Raw genomic sequence first — 15,201 nt, forward strand, 5'->3', positions numbered from 1 at the left:
CGGTACCGCACGCAGCTGGCCACGCAAGATGCAAAAGGGCGGCGGGTTCGAATCACATCGAACCCGCCGCCCTTTGCGTATCGACCGATGCGCGGCAGCGGTCGCACCTGAACCGCGCGCTTACTGCCCCAGCGCAGTCATCAGCCTGACCCGGCCGAGCATTTCCTCGGTGCGCGCCTGCGCGAGCGAATCCTCGGCCGCGAGCAGCGAACGCTGCACCTCCAGCGTATCGATGAACGCCGATTCGCCGCTGCGCCACGACCGGTTGATCTGCGTATAAGCGCCGCGCGCGTTCGACACCGCGCGTTCGAGGCGCTCGGTCCGGCTGTGATCGCGGGCGGTGGCGGCGATCGACGTCTCGACGTCGCCGACGGCCGTCAGCACCGTCGAGCGATACGCGGCGACCGCCTGCGCGGCCTGCGCGCGGCGCAACGCGACGACGCTGCGCCGGCGCCCGCCGTCGAACAGCGGCGCGCTCGCGCCGGCGCCGGCCATCCAGGCGAGCGACCGCGCGAGCGTCGCGCCCGAGAAGCCGTCGATCGCCGCACCGATCACGCCGATCAGTTGCAGGTGCGGCTTCAGGTCGGCCTCCGCCACGCCGATCCGTGCATAGGCGGCGACAACGCGCGCCTCGGCCGCGCGCACGTCGGGCCGGCGGCGCAGCAAGTCGGCCGGCGTGCCGACGCCCGGCGCGGCGGCCGTCCACACCGGTTCCGGCGCGGGCGGATCGACGCGCGCGTAGATGGCCTGCGGCGTGGACGCGGTGATGATCGACAGCCGGTGGATCGCGGCCTGCCGCTGAAGTTGCAGCGCGGGCAGCTCGGCCAGCGTCGTTTCCGTCTGCGCGGCGGCACGGTCCACGTCGGCCACCGGCACGACGCCCGCGTCGAACAGGCGCCGCGTCGATTCCTCGGTGCTGCGCTGGCTCAACGCGTTGGCCTCGACCAGCGCGAGCCGCTGCTCGAGCCCGCGCACCGTCACGTAGGTGCGCACGGTTTCGTCGATCGTCGCGATCCGCACGGCCGCCGCATCGTTCTGCGCGGACGCGATATCCGCGTCGGCGGCCGACACGCCCTGGCGGATGCGCCCGAAGATGTCGATTTCCCACGCGAGGCTCGCATTCAGGTCGAACGCGTTGCCGGTCGTCGGCGTATCGGTCGGGAATGCCTGCGAGGCGGAGAGCCGCTGGCGGCCGGCGCCCGCGTTCAGGTCGACCGAAGGGAACCACTGCGACGCCGCGCCGATCCGCACCGCGCGCGCCGCGTCGATGCGTGCGACTGCGGCCTGCAGGTCGAGGTTGTTCGCGAGCGCCGTGTCGACCAGCCCGTCGAGGATCGGGTCGTGGAAAGCGTGCCACCACGCGCCGGTGTCGGCGGCCGGGCCGCCGGCCGCGAGATCCGCGTTCGCATAGGTCGCGGCCAGCGGCGGCGGCGTGACGGTGGCGACCGGCGCGCTCGTGCACGCGGTCAGGACGGCCGCCGCGGACAGCGCGGCCACGAGTCGAACGAACTTCATTGCACCACCTCCGTCGCGATGGTCGCGACAGCGGCCTTGCGCAACGCGAGCCGGCGAACCATCACATAGAACACGGGCGTAAACAGCAGCCCGAAGAACGTCACGCCGATCATCCCGAAGAACACGGCCGCGCCGACCGCCTGGCGCATTTCCGCGCCGGCGCCGTCGGAGATCACGAGCGGCAGCACGCCGAGGATGAACGCGAGCGACGTCATCACGATCGGGCGCAGCCGCTGCACGCAGGCTTCGACGACGGCCTCGACGAGTTCGGTGCCGTCGGCCTCCAGCTGCCGCGCGACCTCGACGATCAGGATCGCGTTTTTCGCGGCGAGCCCGACCAGCACGATGAAGCCGATCTGCGTGAGGATGTTCACGTCCTGGCCGAGCGCGCGCACGCCGAGCGATGCGGCGAGCAGGCACATCGGCACGATCAGCAGGATCGACACGGGCAGGCTCCAGCTGCCGTACTGCGCGGCGAGCACCAGGTAGACGAGCAGCACGCACAGCGGGAACACGAGCAGCCCCGTGTTGCCGGCCGTGGTCTGCTGATACGACAGATCGGTCCATTCGAACGAAATGCCGGGCGGCAGCACCTGTTTCGCGAGCGATTCCATCGTCTTGATCGCGAAGCCGGAACCGAGGCCCGGTGCCGTATCGCCGTTGATCTCGGTGGCCGGATACAGGTTGTAGCGCGGCGCGCGATCGACGCCGAGCGTGTCGTCGATGCGCGTGACGCTGCCGATCGGCACCATCTCGCCGTCGCGGTTGCGCACCTTCAGCCGCGCGAGATCGGAAGCGCCGACGCGGAACGGCAGGTCGGCCTGCGCGGTCACGCGATAGGTGCGCCCGACGATGTTGAAGTCGTTGATGTAGGTCGAGCCGAAATACGTCTCGACCGCGTCGTTGATGGCCTGGCTCGGCACGCCGAGCATCTCGGCCTTCTCGCGGTCGAGCTCGACGTGCACCTGCGGGCTCGTCGCGGAGTAGGGCGTATAGACGCCGACCATGCCGGGCGTGCGGTTCGCGGCCGCCACCAGATCCTGCGTCGCCTTCGCGAGCGCGGCGGTGCCGAGGCCGTTGCGGTCTTCGAGCCGCATCGCGAAACCGCCCGTGCTGCCGAGGCCCTGCACCGGCGGCGGCATCGCGACGACGATCGACGCCTCGGTGACGGCCGCGAGCCGCTTGCGCATCTCGGCGGCAATCGTGTCGATCGTCAGGCCGCGCGCCTTGCGTTCGGGCCAGGGCTGGAACACCGGGAACAGGCCGGCGCTGTTCGCCGAGTTCGTGCCGGTCGCCGCGTTCACGCCGGAGAACACCGGCACGCGTGCGACACCGGGCACCGACAGCGCGATGTCCTCGATCTTGCGTGCGACGGCGCTCGTGCGTTCGAGCGTCGCGCCGTCGGGCATCCGCACGAGCACGACGAGGTAGCCGCGGTCCTGCGCGGGAATGAAGCCCTTCGGGCTCGACACGAGCAGGTAGCCGGTCGCGGCGATCAGCACCACGTACAGCACGCCCATCGCCGGGATGATCCGCACGACCTTCCTGACGAGCCGGCCATACGCATCGGACAGGCGCTGGAACACGCGGTTGAACGCGTTCGAGATGCGCCGCGCGACGCGCATCGCCGGCGCGAACGGCGCGGCCATGCGCGACGCCGGAGCGGGCACGTCGTGATCGCGGGCGTGCGCTTTCAGCATCATCGCGGAGAGTGCGGGCGCGAGCGTCACCGACGTGAAGAACGAGATCGCGGTCGACACGGCGATCGTCACGCCGAACTGGCGGAAGAACTGGCCCGAGATGCCCGGAATGAACGAGGTCGGCACGAACACCGCGCACAGCACGAGCGTGATCGCGAACAGCGCGCCGCCGACTTCCTTCATCGTCAGCAGCGTCGCGTCGCGCGGCCCGGCGCCGGCCGACAGGTGCCGCTCGACGTTCTCGACCACGACGATCGCGTTGTCGACGACGATCCCCACCGCGAGCACGAGGCCGAACAGCGTCAGGTTGTTGATCGAGTAGCCGAGCGCGGCCATCGCCGCGAACGTGCCGACGAGCGACACCGGAATCGACAGGATCGGGATGATCGACGGCCGCCAGCCCTGCAGGAACAGCAGCACGACGAACACGACGAGCACGACGGCTTCGTAGATGGTCTTGACGAGTTCGTGGATGCTGTCGCCGATGAAGGCGGTCGGGTTGTAGCCGATGTTGTAGACGATGCCCTTCGGGAAGTCCCTGGCCAGTTCGGCCATCTTCTTCTCGACCGCATCCATCGTCGCGACCGCGTTCGCGCCGGGCTGCTGCAGCACCTGCAACGCGATCGTCGGGTGGCGCAGCATGTAGCTGTCGGTCGCATACGCGAGTGCGCCGACCTCGACGCGCGCGACATCCTTCAGCCGCACGAGCCGCCCGTCCTTGCCCTGCTTGACGACGATGTCGCTGAAATCTTCGGGACGCTTGAGCCGCCCTTCGAAGATCAGGTTCGGCTGGAACGCCTGGTTCGTGATCGGCGCCTGCGCGACCACGCCGCCCGCGAGCTGCGTGTTCTGCGCCCGCACCGCGGCGATCAGGTCGCCGGGGCTCAGGCCGAACGACGCGACGCGCTCGGGATCGAGCCAGATGCGCATCGAGTATTCGCGCGCGCCGAGCGGGTTGATGTCGCCGACGCCTTCGATCCGCTTCAGCACGTCCGCGACGTTGCGGATCGCGTAGTTCGACACGTACAGCGGATCGTAGCGCTGGTCCGGCGAGTACAGGAAGATCGTGCCGAGCTGCGTCGGCGACGACTTGCGCACCGATACGCCGCTGCGCTGCACGGGCTCGGGCAGGCGCGGCGTCGCGAGCGCGACGCGGTTCTGCACGAGCACCTGCGCCTTGTCGACGTCGGTGCCGGGCTTGAACGTCACGGTGATGTTCAGGCTGCCGTCGGACGTCGCCTGGCTGTACATGTACAGCATGTCTTCCACGCCGTTCACTTCGAGTTCGATCGGCGTCGACACCGTTTGCGACACCGTTTCCGCGGACGCGCCCGGATAGGTCGCCTGGATCACGACGGTCGGCGGCGCGATGTCCGGATACTCGGACACCGCGAGCGAGAAATAGGCCAGCGCACCGGCGATGGTCAGCACGATGGACAGGACGATCGCGAGCACCGGTTGCTGGACGGACAGACGGCCGAGGTTCATTGCGCGCTCCCGGTCGTGCCGCTCGCCGCGCGGGCCAACGTGGCGGCTTCGATCGCGCGCGGCACGGCCTTGACCTTGTCGCCGGCCTGCACGCGCTGGAAGCCGTCGACGATCACGCGGTCGCCCGCGTTCAGCCCTGCGTCGATCTCGCGCAGGTTGCCGTACAGGCGGCCGGGCGTCACGGGGCGAATCGCGACGGTGCCGTTCGCATCGACGAAATACAGCACGCGGCGCGTCGCATCGGTCGCGACGGCCGCATCCGGCACGAGCAGCGCGTGATGCGCGACGCGGCTCGACAGATAGACGCGGCCGAACTGGCCGGGGCTCAGGCGCCGGTCCGGATTCGCGACGCGCGCGCGTTGCCGCAGCGTGCCGGTCGAGTCGTCGAGGCGGTTGTCGACGAAATCCATCGTGCCCGTCAGCGACGGCTGCGCATCGCCCGGCAGCGCGATCGCGACCTGCCGCGACGACGCGCTGCCGCCGCTTTTTTGCGCCTCGCGCGTATAGCGCAGGTAGCTTTCCTCGTCGACATCGAAGTAGATGTCGATCGGGTCCTGCGACACGATCGTCGTCAGCACGGTCGCGTCGCTGTCGCCACCTTTCACGAGGTTGCCCTCGCTGACGCGCTTGCGGCTGATGCGGCCGGACATCGGCGCGACGATGCGCGTGAACGACAGGTCGAGCCGCGCGCGTTCGAGCGCACCTTGCGCGCTCGTCACCTCGGCCTGCGCACTTTGCACGGCCTGCCTGCGCTGGTCGTAGAGGCTCTGCGCGATCGTGTCGGTCCTGATCAGGATGCTGGCGCGTTCGAAGTCCTGCCGGCTCAGCTTCAGTTGCGACTGCGCGCGTTCGAGCGTGCCTTGCGCGGCCGTGACGGCCGCTTGATACGGGCGCGGGTCGATGACGAACAGCAGGTCGCCCTTGCGGACGGTCGCGCCGTCCTGGAACGCGACCTTGTCGAGATAACCGCTCACGCGCGGGCGCACGTCGACGGTGTCGACCGCTTCGAAGCGGCCCGTATAGACGTCGACGTCGTTGACGTCGCGCGCGACGGGCGCGCTGACGACCACGCTCGGCGTCGCGGCCGGCGCCTTGTCGTCCGACCGGCAGCCGGACAACGCGACGAGCGCGGCCAGTGGAATGGCGGCCAGCACGGCCGGTCGCGCGATGCGCTTCAATCCTGGATATCGGTTCATACGTGTGCGAAATATCGAGTGGGGCGCCTCGCGCCGGATGGTGCGCAGTATCCGGCGCGGCGCGCGGCGGATAAACGGATGAAGCGGCATAAGAACTTGTACTGCGCAGTCACGAATCGGCGTACGCGGTGACGATGTGCGAGCGGGTTTCGCGGGGCAGGGCGGGGGAGAAAAAATGCGGCGACGACGCGCGGCCCGAATGCCTGTTCAGGCGATTCGGGCCGGCCATGCGGAAGGGCGGGACGAGCGGTGGCGCGTATCGGGAGGCGGGCGCTCTTGCGCGTCGGCGCGGCTCAATGACCGCGATAGATCGAGTCGCGGCCGTTGATCGTCGTCACGCGGCCGGATTCGCCGGCGGTGCGCGCTTCGCTGCCGTAACCGGACGTCGCGGCGGCCGGTGCGGTGCCCGGCGCATTGTGTGCGACGGCGTTTTCCCGCACGCGCTTTTCGGCGGCGAGGATCGCGACCGGATACTGGTTGTGGTCCAGCGCCGGGGTGTAGCCGACGGCCGCGAGGCGCGCCATTTCGGCCTTCACTTCGGCGCGGGTCAGTTGATGGTCGGCCTGCTGCGCGAACGACAGCGCCGGTGCGGAAAGGATCAGTGCGGCAAGCGTGGAAGAAATCAGCGTTTTCATCATGGGTACCTGTCGGGTCGAGTGAACCGCAACCACGTCGATGTCGTTGCGAGTGCAGCCAATATAGGTATCGCGGCGCCCGGGAAAAACGGCTGCCGGCCCAAATGATTTTTGATCTGGAATCACGAATCGGGTGCGGATTCGGTCGAAAGCCTTGCCGGTCGGGCGTCCTGCCGGAACGGGGTATCGGGGCGGGGCATCGAGGCAGGCCTTGAAACGGCCATTCAGACCTCCGGGGACTCAAGTGTGTCGAATTCCGTCTTGGACAGACTTAACCGACGTACCTAGACTGAACCCGCTTTCCCTCATTCCCTGGAGAAAATCATGAGTCTCAAAGACAAGCTGCCCGGTAACAAGATCCTTGGTTTCGGTACGGCCCCGCTCGGCAACATGTTCCGCAACATCCCCGACGCGGAAGCCGCGGCCACCGTCGAAGCGGCATGGCAACACGGCATCCGTTATTTCGATTCGGCTCCGTTCTATGGCGCCGGCCTGGCGGAAATCCGCCTCGGCGATGCGCTGGCGAACCACCCGCGCGACGAATATGTCCTGAGCACCAAGGTTGGCCGCGTGATCCTCGACGAAATCGAAGACGTGTCGGCGCGTGATCTCGGCGAAAAGGGCGGCCTGTTCGAACACGGCCGGCCGAACCGCATCGTCAACGACTACACGGCCGACGCGACGCTGCGTTCGATCGAGGACAGCCTGAAGCGCCTGCGCACCGACCGCCTCGACATCGTCTGGGTGCACGACATCGCGCAGGACTTCTACGGCGACGAATGGCTCGCGCAGTTCGAAGTCGCGCGCAAGGGTGCGTTCCGCGTGCTGAGCAAGCTGCGCGAAGAAGGCGTGATCAAGGCATGGGGTCTCGGCGTGAACCGCGTCGAGCCGATCGAACTGGTGCTGGACCTCGCCGAACCGCAACCGGACGGCATGCTGCTGGCCGGCCGCTATACGCTGCTCGATCACGAGCGCGCGCTGCAGCGCGTGATGCCGGCGGCTGCCGCGCAGAACGTCGGGATCGTCGTCGGCGGCCCGTACAGCTCGGGCGTGCTCGCGGGCGGCACGCATTTCGAATACCAGAAGGCTTCGCCGGACATTCTCGCGAAGGTCGAGCGGATCAAGGCGATCGCCACGCGCTACGACGTGCCGATCAAGGCCGCCGCGCTGCAGTTCTCGATGTCGCATCCGGCCACCGTCGCGGTGATTCCGGGCGCGAGCCGTCCGGAGCGGATCGCGGAAGACCAGGCAGCGCTGAACGTGGTGATCCCGGCCGACTTCTGGCGCGAAATGCGTGAACAAGGTCTGATCGCGGCCAACGCGCCGTTGCCGATCGATCGCTAATCCTGACGTCGATCCTGAAAGGTGATGACATGGCACAGGCCAATGCAAGCATCGAACTCCCGGCTTCGGCCGGGACGGTCTGGCAACTGATCGGCGGCTTCGGGTCGCTGCCCGACTGGCTGTCGTACATTCCGGCCAGCGAGCTGAGCGAAGGCGGGCGCGTGCGGCGTCTCGCGAACCCGGCCGGCGAGGCGATCGTCGAGCGGCTGGTCGCGTTCGACGAAGCGCAACGCAGCTACACGTACGCGATCCTCGAAGCGCCGTTCCCGGTCGTGAACTATCGCTCGACGCTGCGCGTGCGCGAAAACGGCCCGAACGCGTCGACTGTCGAATGGTCGGGCACGTTCACGCCGCACGGCGCGACCGACGACGACACCGTCAAGCTGTTCCGCGGGATCTACGAAGACGGCCTCGCGGAACTGGCGAAGCGGTTCGCGGCGGCCTGACGGCAGCGCGACTCGACGCATCGCATCGCGTGAGCAGGAGCCCGGCGATATCGGGCTCCGTCGGCGCCTTCGTCGCGGGTTCAGGCTCGTGTCGAAGGCGTTGGCATGTTTGCTTCGCATGCGCGACCGCACCGATGTGCAGGCCCCCCGGCCATCCGCAGCGTTACTTTCCAGCCACCGCGACGACCTCTTCGCCGGTCAGGATTTCGCGGAAGATGCCGACCAGCGGCCGCAGGTTGACCTTGTGCCACGCGGCCCACAGCGGCGTGCGGTAACTGAACCACGGCAGCTCGCGCAGCACGACGCCTTCCGGCACCTGGTGACGCAGGCTCTGCTGGATCATCGTCACGCCGAGCCCGGCGGCGACGAGGCCGAGCGCCGCGAGCGGCTCGGTCGCTTCCACCGAAATGTCCGGCGAAAAGCCGGCCTTCGCGCACGCCGCGACGAACGCGCCGTGACGCGGCGCGCTTTCGTGCTGCGTGACGCCGATCCACGCCTGCGCGGCGAGATCGTCGGCGACGAGCGTCTTCTTCTTCGCGAGCGGGTGCCCGTCGGGCATCGCGAGCAGCATCGGATCGTTCAGCACCCGCATCGAATCGAGTTCGGGGTCGTCAGGTGCAGGCGGCTCGGTGACGAGCGCGATGTCGAGGCTGCGTTCGCGCAAGCCTTCGAGCTGCGCGGCGGATTGATAGTTATACAGAGCGATGTGAACGGACGGGCGATCGGCACGCAGCGTCTTCAGCGCACGCGGCAGCACGCCCGAGTGCGTGGCCGTTTCGAGGTAGCCGATGCACAGGCCGCCTTCGTCGCCGCGGCCGAGCCGGCGCGCGAGCGATTCGAGCCGGTTCGCGTGACGCAGGAACGCGTGGGTTTCGCTGAGGAACGTGCGGCCGTCACGCGTCAGACGAATGCGCTGCTGGCTGCGTTCGAACAGCGTCAGCCCGAGCTTTTCCTCGAGCTGCGCGATCTGGCGGCTGAGCGGCGATTGCGAAATGTGCAGGCGTTCGGCCGCGCGGCCGACGTGTTCCTCTTCCGCGACCGCGATGAAATACTGAAGCTGGCGGATGTCGAGCATATAAGACCTTCTGGGACTCAAGTTTGACGAATTATGTCTTGGACAGACTTATGTGTGCAACCTAGACTGGGTTCACTTTCCTGTCAGACCCGGAGCAACTGATGAGTCTCAAAGACACGCTGCCGGCCGACAACCGGCTCGGTTTCGGCGCGGCGCCGCTCGGCAACATGTTCCGCGACATTCCCGACGAAGAAGCGATCGCCACCGTCGAAGCCGCGTGGGCGCGCGGTATCCGCTACTTCGATACCGCGCCGTCGTACGGCGCCGGCCTGGCCGAAGCGCGCCTCGGCTACGCGCTCGCCGGCCGTCGCCGTGACGACTACGTCATCAGCACGAAGGTCGGCCGCATCGTGCTCGACGAAATGGAAGACGCGAAGACGCGCGACTACGGCGAAAAGAGCGGGATCTTCGCGCATGGCCGCGCGAACCGGCTGGTGAGCGACTACTCGGCCGACGCGACGCTGCGCTCGATCGAGGACAGCCTGAAGCGCCTGCGCACCGACCGCCTCGACATCGTCTGGGTGCACGACATCGCGCAGGACATCCATGGCGACGAATGGCTCGCGCAGTTCGAGGCCGCGCGCAAGGGCGCGTTCCGCGTGCTGGGCAAGCTGCGCGAAGAAGGCGTGATCGGTGCGTGGGGCCTCGGCGTGAACCGCGTCGAGCCGATCGAACTGGTGCTGGATCTGGCCGAACCGCAACCGGACGGCATGCTGCTGGCCGGCCGCTACACGCTGCTCGATCACGAACGCGCGCTGCAGCGCGTGATGCCGGCGGCTGCGGCCCGCAACGTCGGGATCGTCGTCGGCGGCCCGTACAGTTCTGGGGTGCTCGTCGGCGGCGCGCACTTCGAATACCGGAAGGCGCCGCCCGACATCGTCGCGAAGGTCGAGCGCATCCGCGCGATCGCGGCGCGCTACGACGTGCCGGTCAAGGCGGCCGCGCTGCAGTTCGTGCTCGCGCATCCGGCGACGGCCGCGGTGATTCCGGGCGCGAGCCGGCCCGAGCGGATCGCGGAAGATTCAGCGGCACTGACGTTCGATATCCCCGCCGATTTCTGGCGCGAGATGCGCGAGCAGCAGCTCGTCGCGGCCGATGCACCGCTGCCGATCGATCGCTGATCGCCGGACACGGCGCGCGATCGTTCAGGCGACGGCTGTGTCGGCCGCATCGACTGCCGCGGGCGCAGCCGCCGCCGCGCCCGCCAGCCGCCGGTAACGCGCGAGCGCCCACAGCGGGAAGTACGCGGTATAGCCGTGATACTTCAGGTAGAAGATGCGCGGGAAGCCGGGTGCGTTGTGCGAACGATGCCACCAGAAACCGTCTTCCTGCTGCACCGACTGCAGATACGCGATGCCGCGCTTCACCGAATCGGATTCGCAGTCGCCGAACGCCATCTGCGCGAGCAGCGCCCACGCGGTGAAGTTCGACGTGCTCTCGCCGCCATTGGTGCCGCCCAGCTTCGGGTCGATGTAGCTGTCGTTCGTCTCGCCCCAGCCGCCATCCGCATGCTGCCTTGAACGCAGCCATTCGATCGCGCGTGCGATATACGGCTGCGACTTGTCCTCGCCGGCGAGCGCGAGGCCGGCCAGCACGCTCCACGTACCGTAGATGTAGTTCGTGCCCCAGCGGCCCCACCAGCTGCCGTCGGGCTGCTGCGTGCGCTTCACGTATTCGATGCAGCGCGCGAGCGACGCGCGTTCGTCCGCGCGTTTCGTCACGCCGAAGCACAGCAGCACGCGGCCCGACACGTCCTCGGTCGGCGGATCGAGCAGGGCGCCGTGATCGGCGAACGGGATCGCGTTCAGGTACATGCGGTCGCAGTCGGCGTCGAACGCCGCGAAACCGCCGTTGCGCGATTGCAGCCCGCGCATCCAGTCGAGCGCGCGCGCGACGCGCGGCGCATACGGGTTCGTGCCGTCCGCGTTGCGATGCGTGCGGCCACGGCGATCGAGCATCGCGGTGACGACCGCGGTGTCGTCGATGTCGGGGTAGTACGGGTTCGCGTACTGGAACGCCCATCCGCCCGGCTGGACGTCGGCCGGCGCGTTCTCGATCCAGTCGCCGCGCAGGTCGTTCACCTGGCGTTCGGCCAGCCAGTCGTACGCGCGCGCGATGCGTGCGTCGAGTGCGCGCCGCGCGTCGTCCGGCTCGCCGTCTTCCGGCACCGCCACGCCGCGCGCCTGCTCGAGCGCCATCGTGCTCCACGCGGTATCCCACACCGGCGACAGGCACGGCTGGCAATACATGCTGCCGTCCGGCCGCGTGACCAGCAGCTTTTCCAGCGCGTTCTCACAATCGCGCCGCAGCGGATGATCGTCCGGGTAACCGAGCACCTGCATCATCTGGTAGCTGTACACGATCGGCGGGAAGATCCCGCCGAGCCCGTCCTCGCCGTTCATGCGCTCCGCGCACCACGCTTCGGCGTGGCGGATCGCGCGCTGCCGCAGGCCCTTCGGCATCAGCGGCTCGACATGACGCACCGTGCGATCGAGCGCGAGGAACAGCTTGCGCATGCCGCGCGCCGGCGGGAAGTACCGGCGTTCCTCATCCGGCGGCGTGACGAACAGCTCGCGGATCGAGACGTTGCGCGGATTGCGGGCGCGCGCCTTCAGCGAGCACAGCACGAGCAGCGGCACCATCGTCGTGCGCGCCCAGTACGCGACCTTGTACATCGAGATCGGCACCCACTTCGGGAACAGCACGAATTCGATCGGCATGAACGGCGCCGCGCGCCACGGCACCTGGCCGAACGTCGCGAGCAGGATGCGCGTGAACACGTTCGAGCGTGCCGCGCCGCCGAGCTTCAGGATCGCGTCGCGCGCGCGGACCATGTGCGGCGCGTGCTCGCTGTCGCCGGCCGCCTTCAGCGCGAAGTACGCCTTCACGCTGCACGACACGTCCGGATCGCCGTCGACGTACAGTGCCCAGCCGCCGTGCGTGTCGAGCCGCTGGTTCGCGCGCAGGTAGCGCGCCATCCGCTCCTGGCGGAGGTCGTCGATCTTGTCCATGAAATGCATCATCAGGATGTATTCCGCGGTGATCGTCGCGTCGGATTCGAGTTCGAAACACCAGCTGCCGTCGGGCTGCTGGAGACGCACGAGGGCGTCGCGTCCACGGGCGATGGCGGTGTCGAGCGCGGACCAGGGGGAGGGGGTGGATCGAGTCATGCGGCGGATCATACCATCCAGCCGGAATGTTTATATCGAGACGCCCGGTGCTAACATCCGCACCATGAAAAAGCACCTCGAACCCGCGCCGCACGATGTGGCCGAGCCTGTCGAACCGGCTGCCGTGGCCGGTGCGCGGGCGCCTGAAGCATCGTCGGCGCCGGCCGTCGCCACCGCCGGCGTGCGTCGGAAAAAAGCACCGGACCAGGTGCGCGCGCAGCTGCTGGCGGCCGCATCGGAAATCGCGACACATCACGGCGTGGCCGCATTGACGCTCGATGCGGTGGCCGAGCGCGCCGGCGTGACGAAGGGCGCGTTGCAGTATCACTTCGCGAACAAGCAGGGGCTGCTGGATGCGCTGTTCGGTCAGGCGACCGGGCGGTTCGCCGCGCAGATGGCCGAGCGGGTGGCGGCGGATGCCGGCGGCGCCGGTGCGGCGGCGCGGGCCTACATGCACGCGGTGCTCGACGAGTCGCAGCCGGTCGCGAGTACCGATGTGCTGCGCGTGCTCGTCGCGTCGATGATTACCGACCAGGACACGCGCGAACGATGGTCGGTGCCGATGCGGGAATGGACGCGCCCCGACCCGGTGCCGCTCGAGCAGGCCGCGACGCTGATGATCTGCCGGCTCGCCGCCGACGGGCTATGGATTTCGCAGTTGCTGGACAGCGTCGAGATCTCCGCCGAATTGCGCGCGGAGATCGAGCGGCAACTCGACGCGATGAGCCATGGCGCGTTTCCGAAGGGGCGCGACGGGGCCGCGTGACGCGTGCGCCGCGGCGTCAGGCCGCGTTCGCGCGCCGGCCCGGCGGCGCGCTCAGAACTGCGCCTGCAGCGTGACCGCCCTGGCATCGCGCCAGACGGTCAGCGGCACCACGGTGCCCTTGGCGGTCGCATGCACGGCGTCGGCCAGATCGGCCATCGTCTTGAGCGGGCGATCGCCGAACCGGATCAGCACATCGTAGTTCTTCAGGCCGGCGCGATCGGCGACGGTGCCGGGCAGCACACCGAGGATCTGCAGCGCGCCGCCGGGGAGCTTCATGCCCGACTGTACCCGCTCGTCGAGGTCGACGAAATGCACGCCGAAGCCCATCGGGCGGCCCCTCAGCTCTTCCGGCACCAGACGGCGGTCGTTCGGAATGCTGGCGAGAAAGCGCGACAGGTACGCGGCCGGAATCCGGATCCTGAAGACCTTGTCGGTTGCGTCGTAGTCCGAGAGGCTGAGCACGAGGTCGGTCCCGCTGATCTCGTAGGTCTTCAGGTTGAGGCGGTCCAGCAGGATGAAAACGCCGCCGTTGACGGGCCAGGTCTTGCCGCCATCGGCTGCCGTGTTCCAGTATCCGGTGTCGTTGTAGCCACCGCCGTTCAGCGTCGGAATCACGACGGGGAGGTCCGGCTGCCGGTAGCGGGTGCCGAATTTCCCGTAGTCGCGCACGGTATTGAAATTCCACTTCTGCTTCGTATGGAAGGCGACGGCCAGCCCCAGTACGGAATCGACGCCTTGCGGAGACTGGACCAGCGTCAGTTGCGCGTCGACGATGCCCTGGTCGGCCGATAAACCCGAATCGCTGATGGTCAATACCGGGGAATCGTAGCGGGTGTAATCCGGGAAACGCTCGGACAGCCACGTATAAACAGGCGGCGCGGCCTTTTCCTGCGCCCGTGCCGCCTGCGCGGCGAACAACGACATTGCCAGCAGGCCGGCAAATACAAAACCACGTTTCATTTCGGAATGCCCTCTCTTTGGTTTTCTGTTTTCTGAATGGAGGTGGCGCGGGCCGCCACGGAACTCCATATCTGTTTTCCGGCAAGGGTATCAGCTTTAAGCCTGCGGGTTGAAGTATGCCGTTTCCGATTCGCTTGCCCGCAATCGGGCCGCTGGTTATTCTGACGCGCATGACCCATTCGCCAATCCGTTCGATTATTCGCGCCGCGATATTGCCGGCGGGGTAGCGATCGACTGAATGGATATCGTCACAACCCGCCTGGAAGGCGGGTTTTTGCTTTCCGGGCATTCAACGGAGAACCTGGAAATGCAGACGAAGTCACTTCACGCGACGGCATCGGACGATGCCGTGTTGCTCCACATGGTATGCGGCAAGATCGCTTCCGGAAAATCGACGCTCGTCGCGCGGCTCGCGAGCGCCGGGCCGGTCGTTGCGATCAGCGAAGACGCGTGGCTCGCGCATCTTTATCCGGGCGAGATCCTGTCGATCGACGACTACGTCCGGTGTGCACGGCGCGTCGGCAACGTGATTGCGGATCAGGCTCGCGCGGTGCTGCAGGCCGGCGTGTCGGTGGTGCTGGATGTGCCGTTCAATACCGTCGCTGCGCGCGCATGGGGGCTCGCCGTTTCGCAGGCCGCCGGCTGCGGTCATCGGCTGCATTACCTCGACGTCACCGATGCGGTCTGCAAGGCGCGGCTGCGCGCGCGCAACGCGCGAGGCGACCATCCGTTCCAGGCGTCGGACGCCGAGTTCGACAGGATGACGCGGTACTTCGTCGCGCCGACGGCGTCGGAAGGGTTGAACATCGTCGCTTATGACGAAGCCGGCGTCGTCAGGCCGGGTTCGTAAAGGAGGCCCGTCGATCGTCCACCCGGACCGGCGCGAAACTGCTCGTCGTCGATTGA

12 protein-coding genes are annotated in these 15,201 nt (G+C 67.9%); 5 read left to right on the forward strand and 7 right to left on the reverse strand.

What is annotated here, in order from left to right; genetic code table 11:
- Positions 1–120 precede the first annotated feature (120 nt).
- The 4 genes from APZ15_RS33855 to APZ15_RS33870 form a co-directional block, all read right to left on the reverse strand.
- A complete protein-coding gene (locus tag APZ15_RS33855; protein ID WP_027792101.1) occupies positions 121–1,515 on the reverse strand; it encodes an efflux transporter outer membrane subunit in 1,395 nt (464 codons plus the stop codon).
- Positions 1,512–4,703: an efflux RND transporter permease subunit gene (locus tag APZ15_RS33860; protein WP_027792100.1), complete on the reverse strand. Its 3,192-nt coding sequence runs from the start codon at positions 4,701–4,703 to the stop codon at positions 1,512–1,514. Before APZ15_RS33860 ends, APZ15_RS33855 begins: the two co-directional genes overlap by 4 nt.
- Entirely contained in the window at positions 4,700–5,899 is a 1,200-nt protein-coding gene (locus APZ15_RS33865) for an efflux RND transporter periplasmic adaptor subunit (protein ID WP_027792099.1), read from the reverse strand. The genes APZ15_RS33860 and APZ15_RS33865 overlap by 4 nt, the downstream gene beginning before the upstream one ends.
- 293 nt (positions 5,900–6,192) lie before the next feature.
- A complete protein-coding gene (locus tag APZ15_RS33870; RefSeq protein ID WP_021160205.1) occupies positions 6,193–6,537 on the reverse strand; it encodes a DUF4148 domain-containing protein in 345 nt (114 codons plus the stop codon).
- A gap of 321 nt (positions 6,538–6,858) precedes the next feature.
- Here APZ15_RS33870 and APZ15_RS33875 point away from each other — a divergent pair, with 321 nt between their 5' ends.
- On the forward strand, positions 6,859–7,878 hold the full coding sequence (locus tag APZ15_RS33875) for an aldo/keto reductase (RefSeq protein WP_027792097.1): 1,020 nt from the start codon (positions 6,859–6,861) through the stop codon (positions 7,876–7,878).
- A 29-nt stretch (positions 7,879–7,907) separates the two neighbouring features.
- Positions 7,908–8,324 carry an SRPBCC family protein gene (locus tag APZ15_RS33880; RefSeq protein WP_027792096.1) on the forward strand — a complete coding sequence of 139 codons (417 nt, stop codon included), beginning with the start codon at positions 7,908–7,910 and terminating at the stop codon, positions 8,322–8,324.
- Positions 8,325–8,487: 163 nt separating this feature from the next.
- Here the strand turns inward: APZ15_RS33880 and APZ15_RS33885 are convergent, their stop codons facing one another.
- Complete coding sequence (locus APZ15_RS33885; protein WP_021160208.1) at positions 8,488–9,399, reverse strand: LysR family transcriptional regulator; 912 nt, start codon at positions 9,397–9,399, stop codon at positions 8,488–8,490.
- 101 nt (positions 9,400–9,500) lie between these two features.
- On the opposite strand from APZ15_RS33885, the gene APZ15_RS33890 reads away from it, so the two are divergent.
- A complete protein-coding gene (locus APZ15_RS33890; protein ID WP_027792095.1) occupies positions 9,501–10,520 on the forward strand; it encodes an aldo/keto reductase in 1,020 nt (339 codons plus the stop codon).
- A gap of 24 nt (positions 10,521–10,544) precedes the next feature.
- Here the strand turns inward: APZ15_RS33890 and shc are convergent, their stop codons facing one another.
- Positions 10,545–12,581: a squalene--hopene cyclase gene (gene shc / locus APZ15_RS33895; RefSeq protein ID WP_027792094.1), complete on the reverse strand. Its 2,037-nt coding sequence runs from the start codon at positions 12,579–12,581 to the stop codon at positions 10,545–10,547.
- A gap of 52 nt (positions 12,582–12,633) precedes the next feature.
- Between shc and APZ15_RS33900 the strand changes: the two genes are divergently transcribed.
- Positions 12,634–13,335 (forward strand): TetR/AcrR family transcriptional regulator, encoded by a 702-nt coding sequence (locus APZ15_RS33900; protein ID WP_027792093.1) that lies wholly within the window; start codon positions 12,634–12,636, stop codon positions 13,333–13,335.
- Between the two features lie 51 nt (positions 13,336–13,386).
- Here the strand turns inward: APZ15_RS33900 and APZ15_RS33905 are convergent, their stop codons facing one another.
- The gene (locus tag APZ15_RS33905; RefSeq protein ID WP_080981887.1) at positions 13,387–14,364 is read right to left on the reverse strand and encodes a PDZ domain-containing protein; all 978 of its coding nucleotides are present in this window, start codon (positions 14,362–14,364) and stop codon (positions 13,387–13,389) included.
- 238 nt (positions 14,365–14,602) lie between these two features.
- Between APZ15_RS33905 and APZ15_RS33910 the strand changes: the two genes are divergently transcribed.
- Positions 14,603–15,145, forward strand: coding sequence for a P-loop nucleotide/nucleoside kinase family protein (locus APZ15_RS33910; RefSeq protein ID WP_027792091.1), 543 nt, complete (start codon positions 14,603–14,605; stop codon positions 15,143–15,145).
- Positions 15,146–15,201: the final 56 nt, after the last annotated feature.

Source organism: Burkholderia cepacia ATCC 25416 (assembly GCF_001411495.1).
Taxonomy (GTDB): domain Bacteria; phylum Pseudomonadota; class Gammaproteobacteria; order Burkholderiales; family Burkholderiaceae; genus Burkholderia; species Burkholderia cepacia.

Bases quoted from the DNA above. Each gene is read 5' to 3' on its own strand.
- APZ15_RS33910 (WP_027792091.1), top strand. From the start codon at position 14,603: ATGCAGACGAAGTCACTTCACGCGACGGCATCGGACGATGCCGTGTTG.
- APZ15_RS33870 (WP_021160205.1), bottom strand. From the start codon at position 6,537: ATGATGAAAACGCTGATTTCTTCCACGCTTGCCGCACTGATCCTTTCC.
- APZ15_RS33860 (WP_027792100.1), bottom strand. From the start codon at position 4,703: ATGAACCTCGGCCGTCTGTCCGTCCAGCAACCGGTGCTCGCGATCGTC.
- APZ15_RS33865 (WP_027792099.1), bottom strand. From the start codon at position 5,899: ATGAACCGATATCCAGGATTGAAGCGCATCGCGCGACCGGCCGTGCTG.
- APZ15_RS33855 (WP_027792101.1), bottom strand. From the start codon at position 1,515: ATGAAGTTCGTTCGACTCGTGGCCGCGCTGTCCGCGGCGGCCGTCCTG.
- APZ15_RS33885 (WP_021160208.1), bottom strand. From the start codon at position 9,399: ATGCTCGACATCCGCCAGCTTCAGTATTTCATCGCGGTCGCGGAAGAG.
- APZ15_RS33900 (WP_027792093.1), top strand. From the start codon at position 12,634: ATGAAAAAGCACCTCGAACCCGCGCCGCACGATGTGGCCGAGCCTGTC.
- APZ15_RS33905 (WP_080981887.1), bottom strand. From the start codon at position 14,364: ATGGAGTTCCGTGGCGGCCCGCGCCACCTCCATTCAGAAAACAGAAAA.
- APZ15_RS33880 (WP_027792096.1), top strand. From the start codon at position 7,908: ATGGCACAGGCCAATGCAAGCATCGAACTCCCGGCTTCGGCCGGGACG.
- shc (WP_027792094.1), bottom strand. From the start codon at position 12,581: ATGATCCGCCGCATGACTCGATCCACCCCCTCCCCCTGGTCCGCGCTC.
- APZ15_RS33875 (WP_027792097.1), top strand. From the start codon at position 6,859: ATGAGTCTCAAAGACAAGCTGCCCGGTAACAAGATCCTTGGTTTCGGT.
- APZ15_RS33890 (WP_027792095.1), top strand. From the start codon at position 9,501: ATGAGTCTCAAAGACACGCTGCCGGCCGACAACCGGCTCGGTTTCGGC.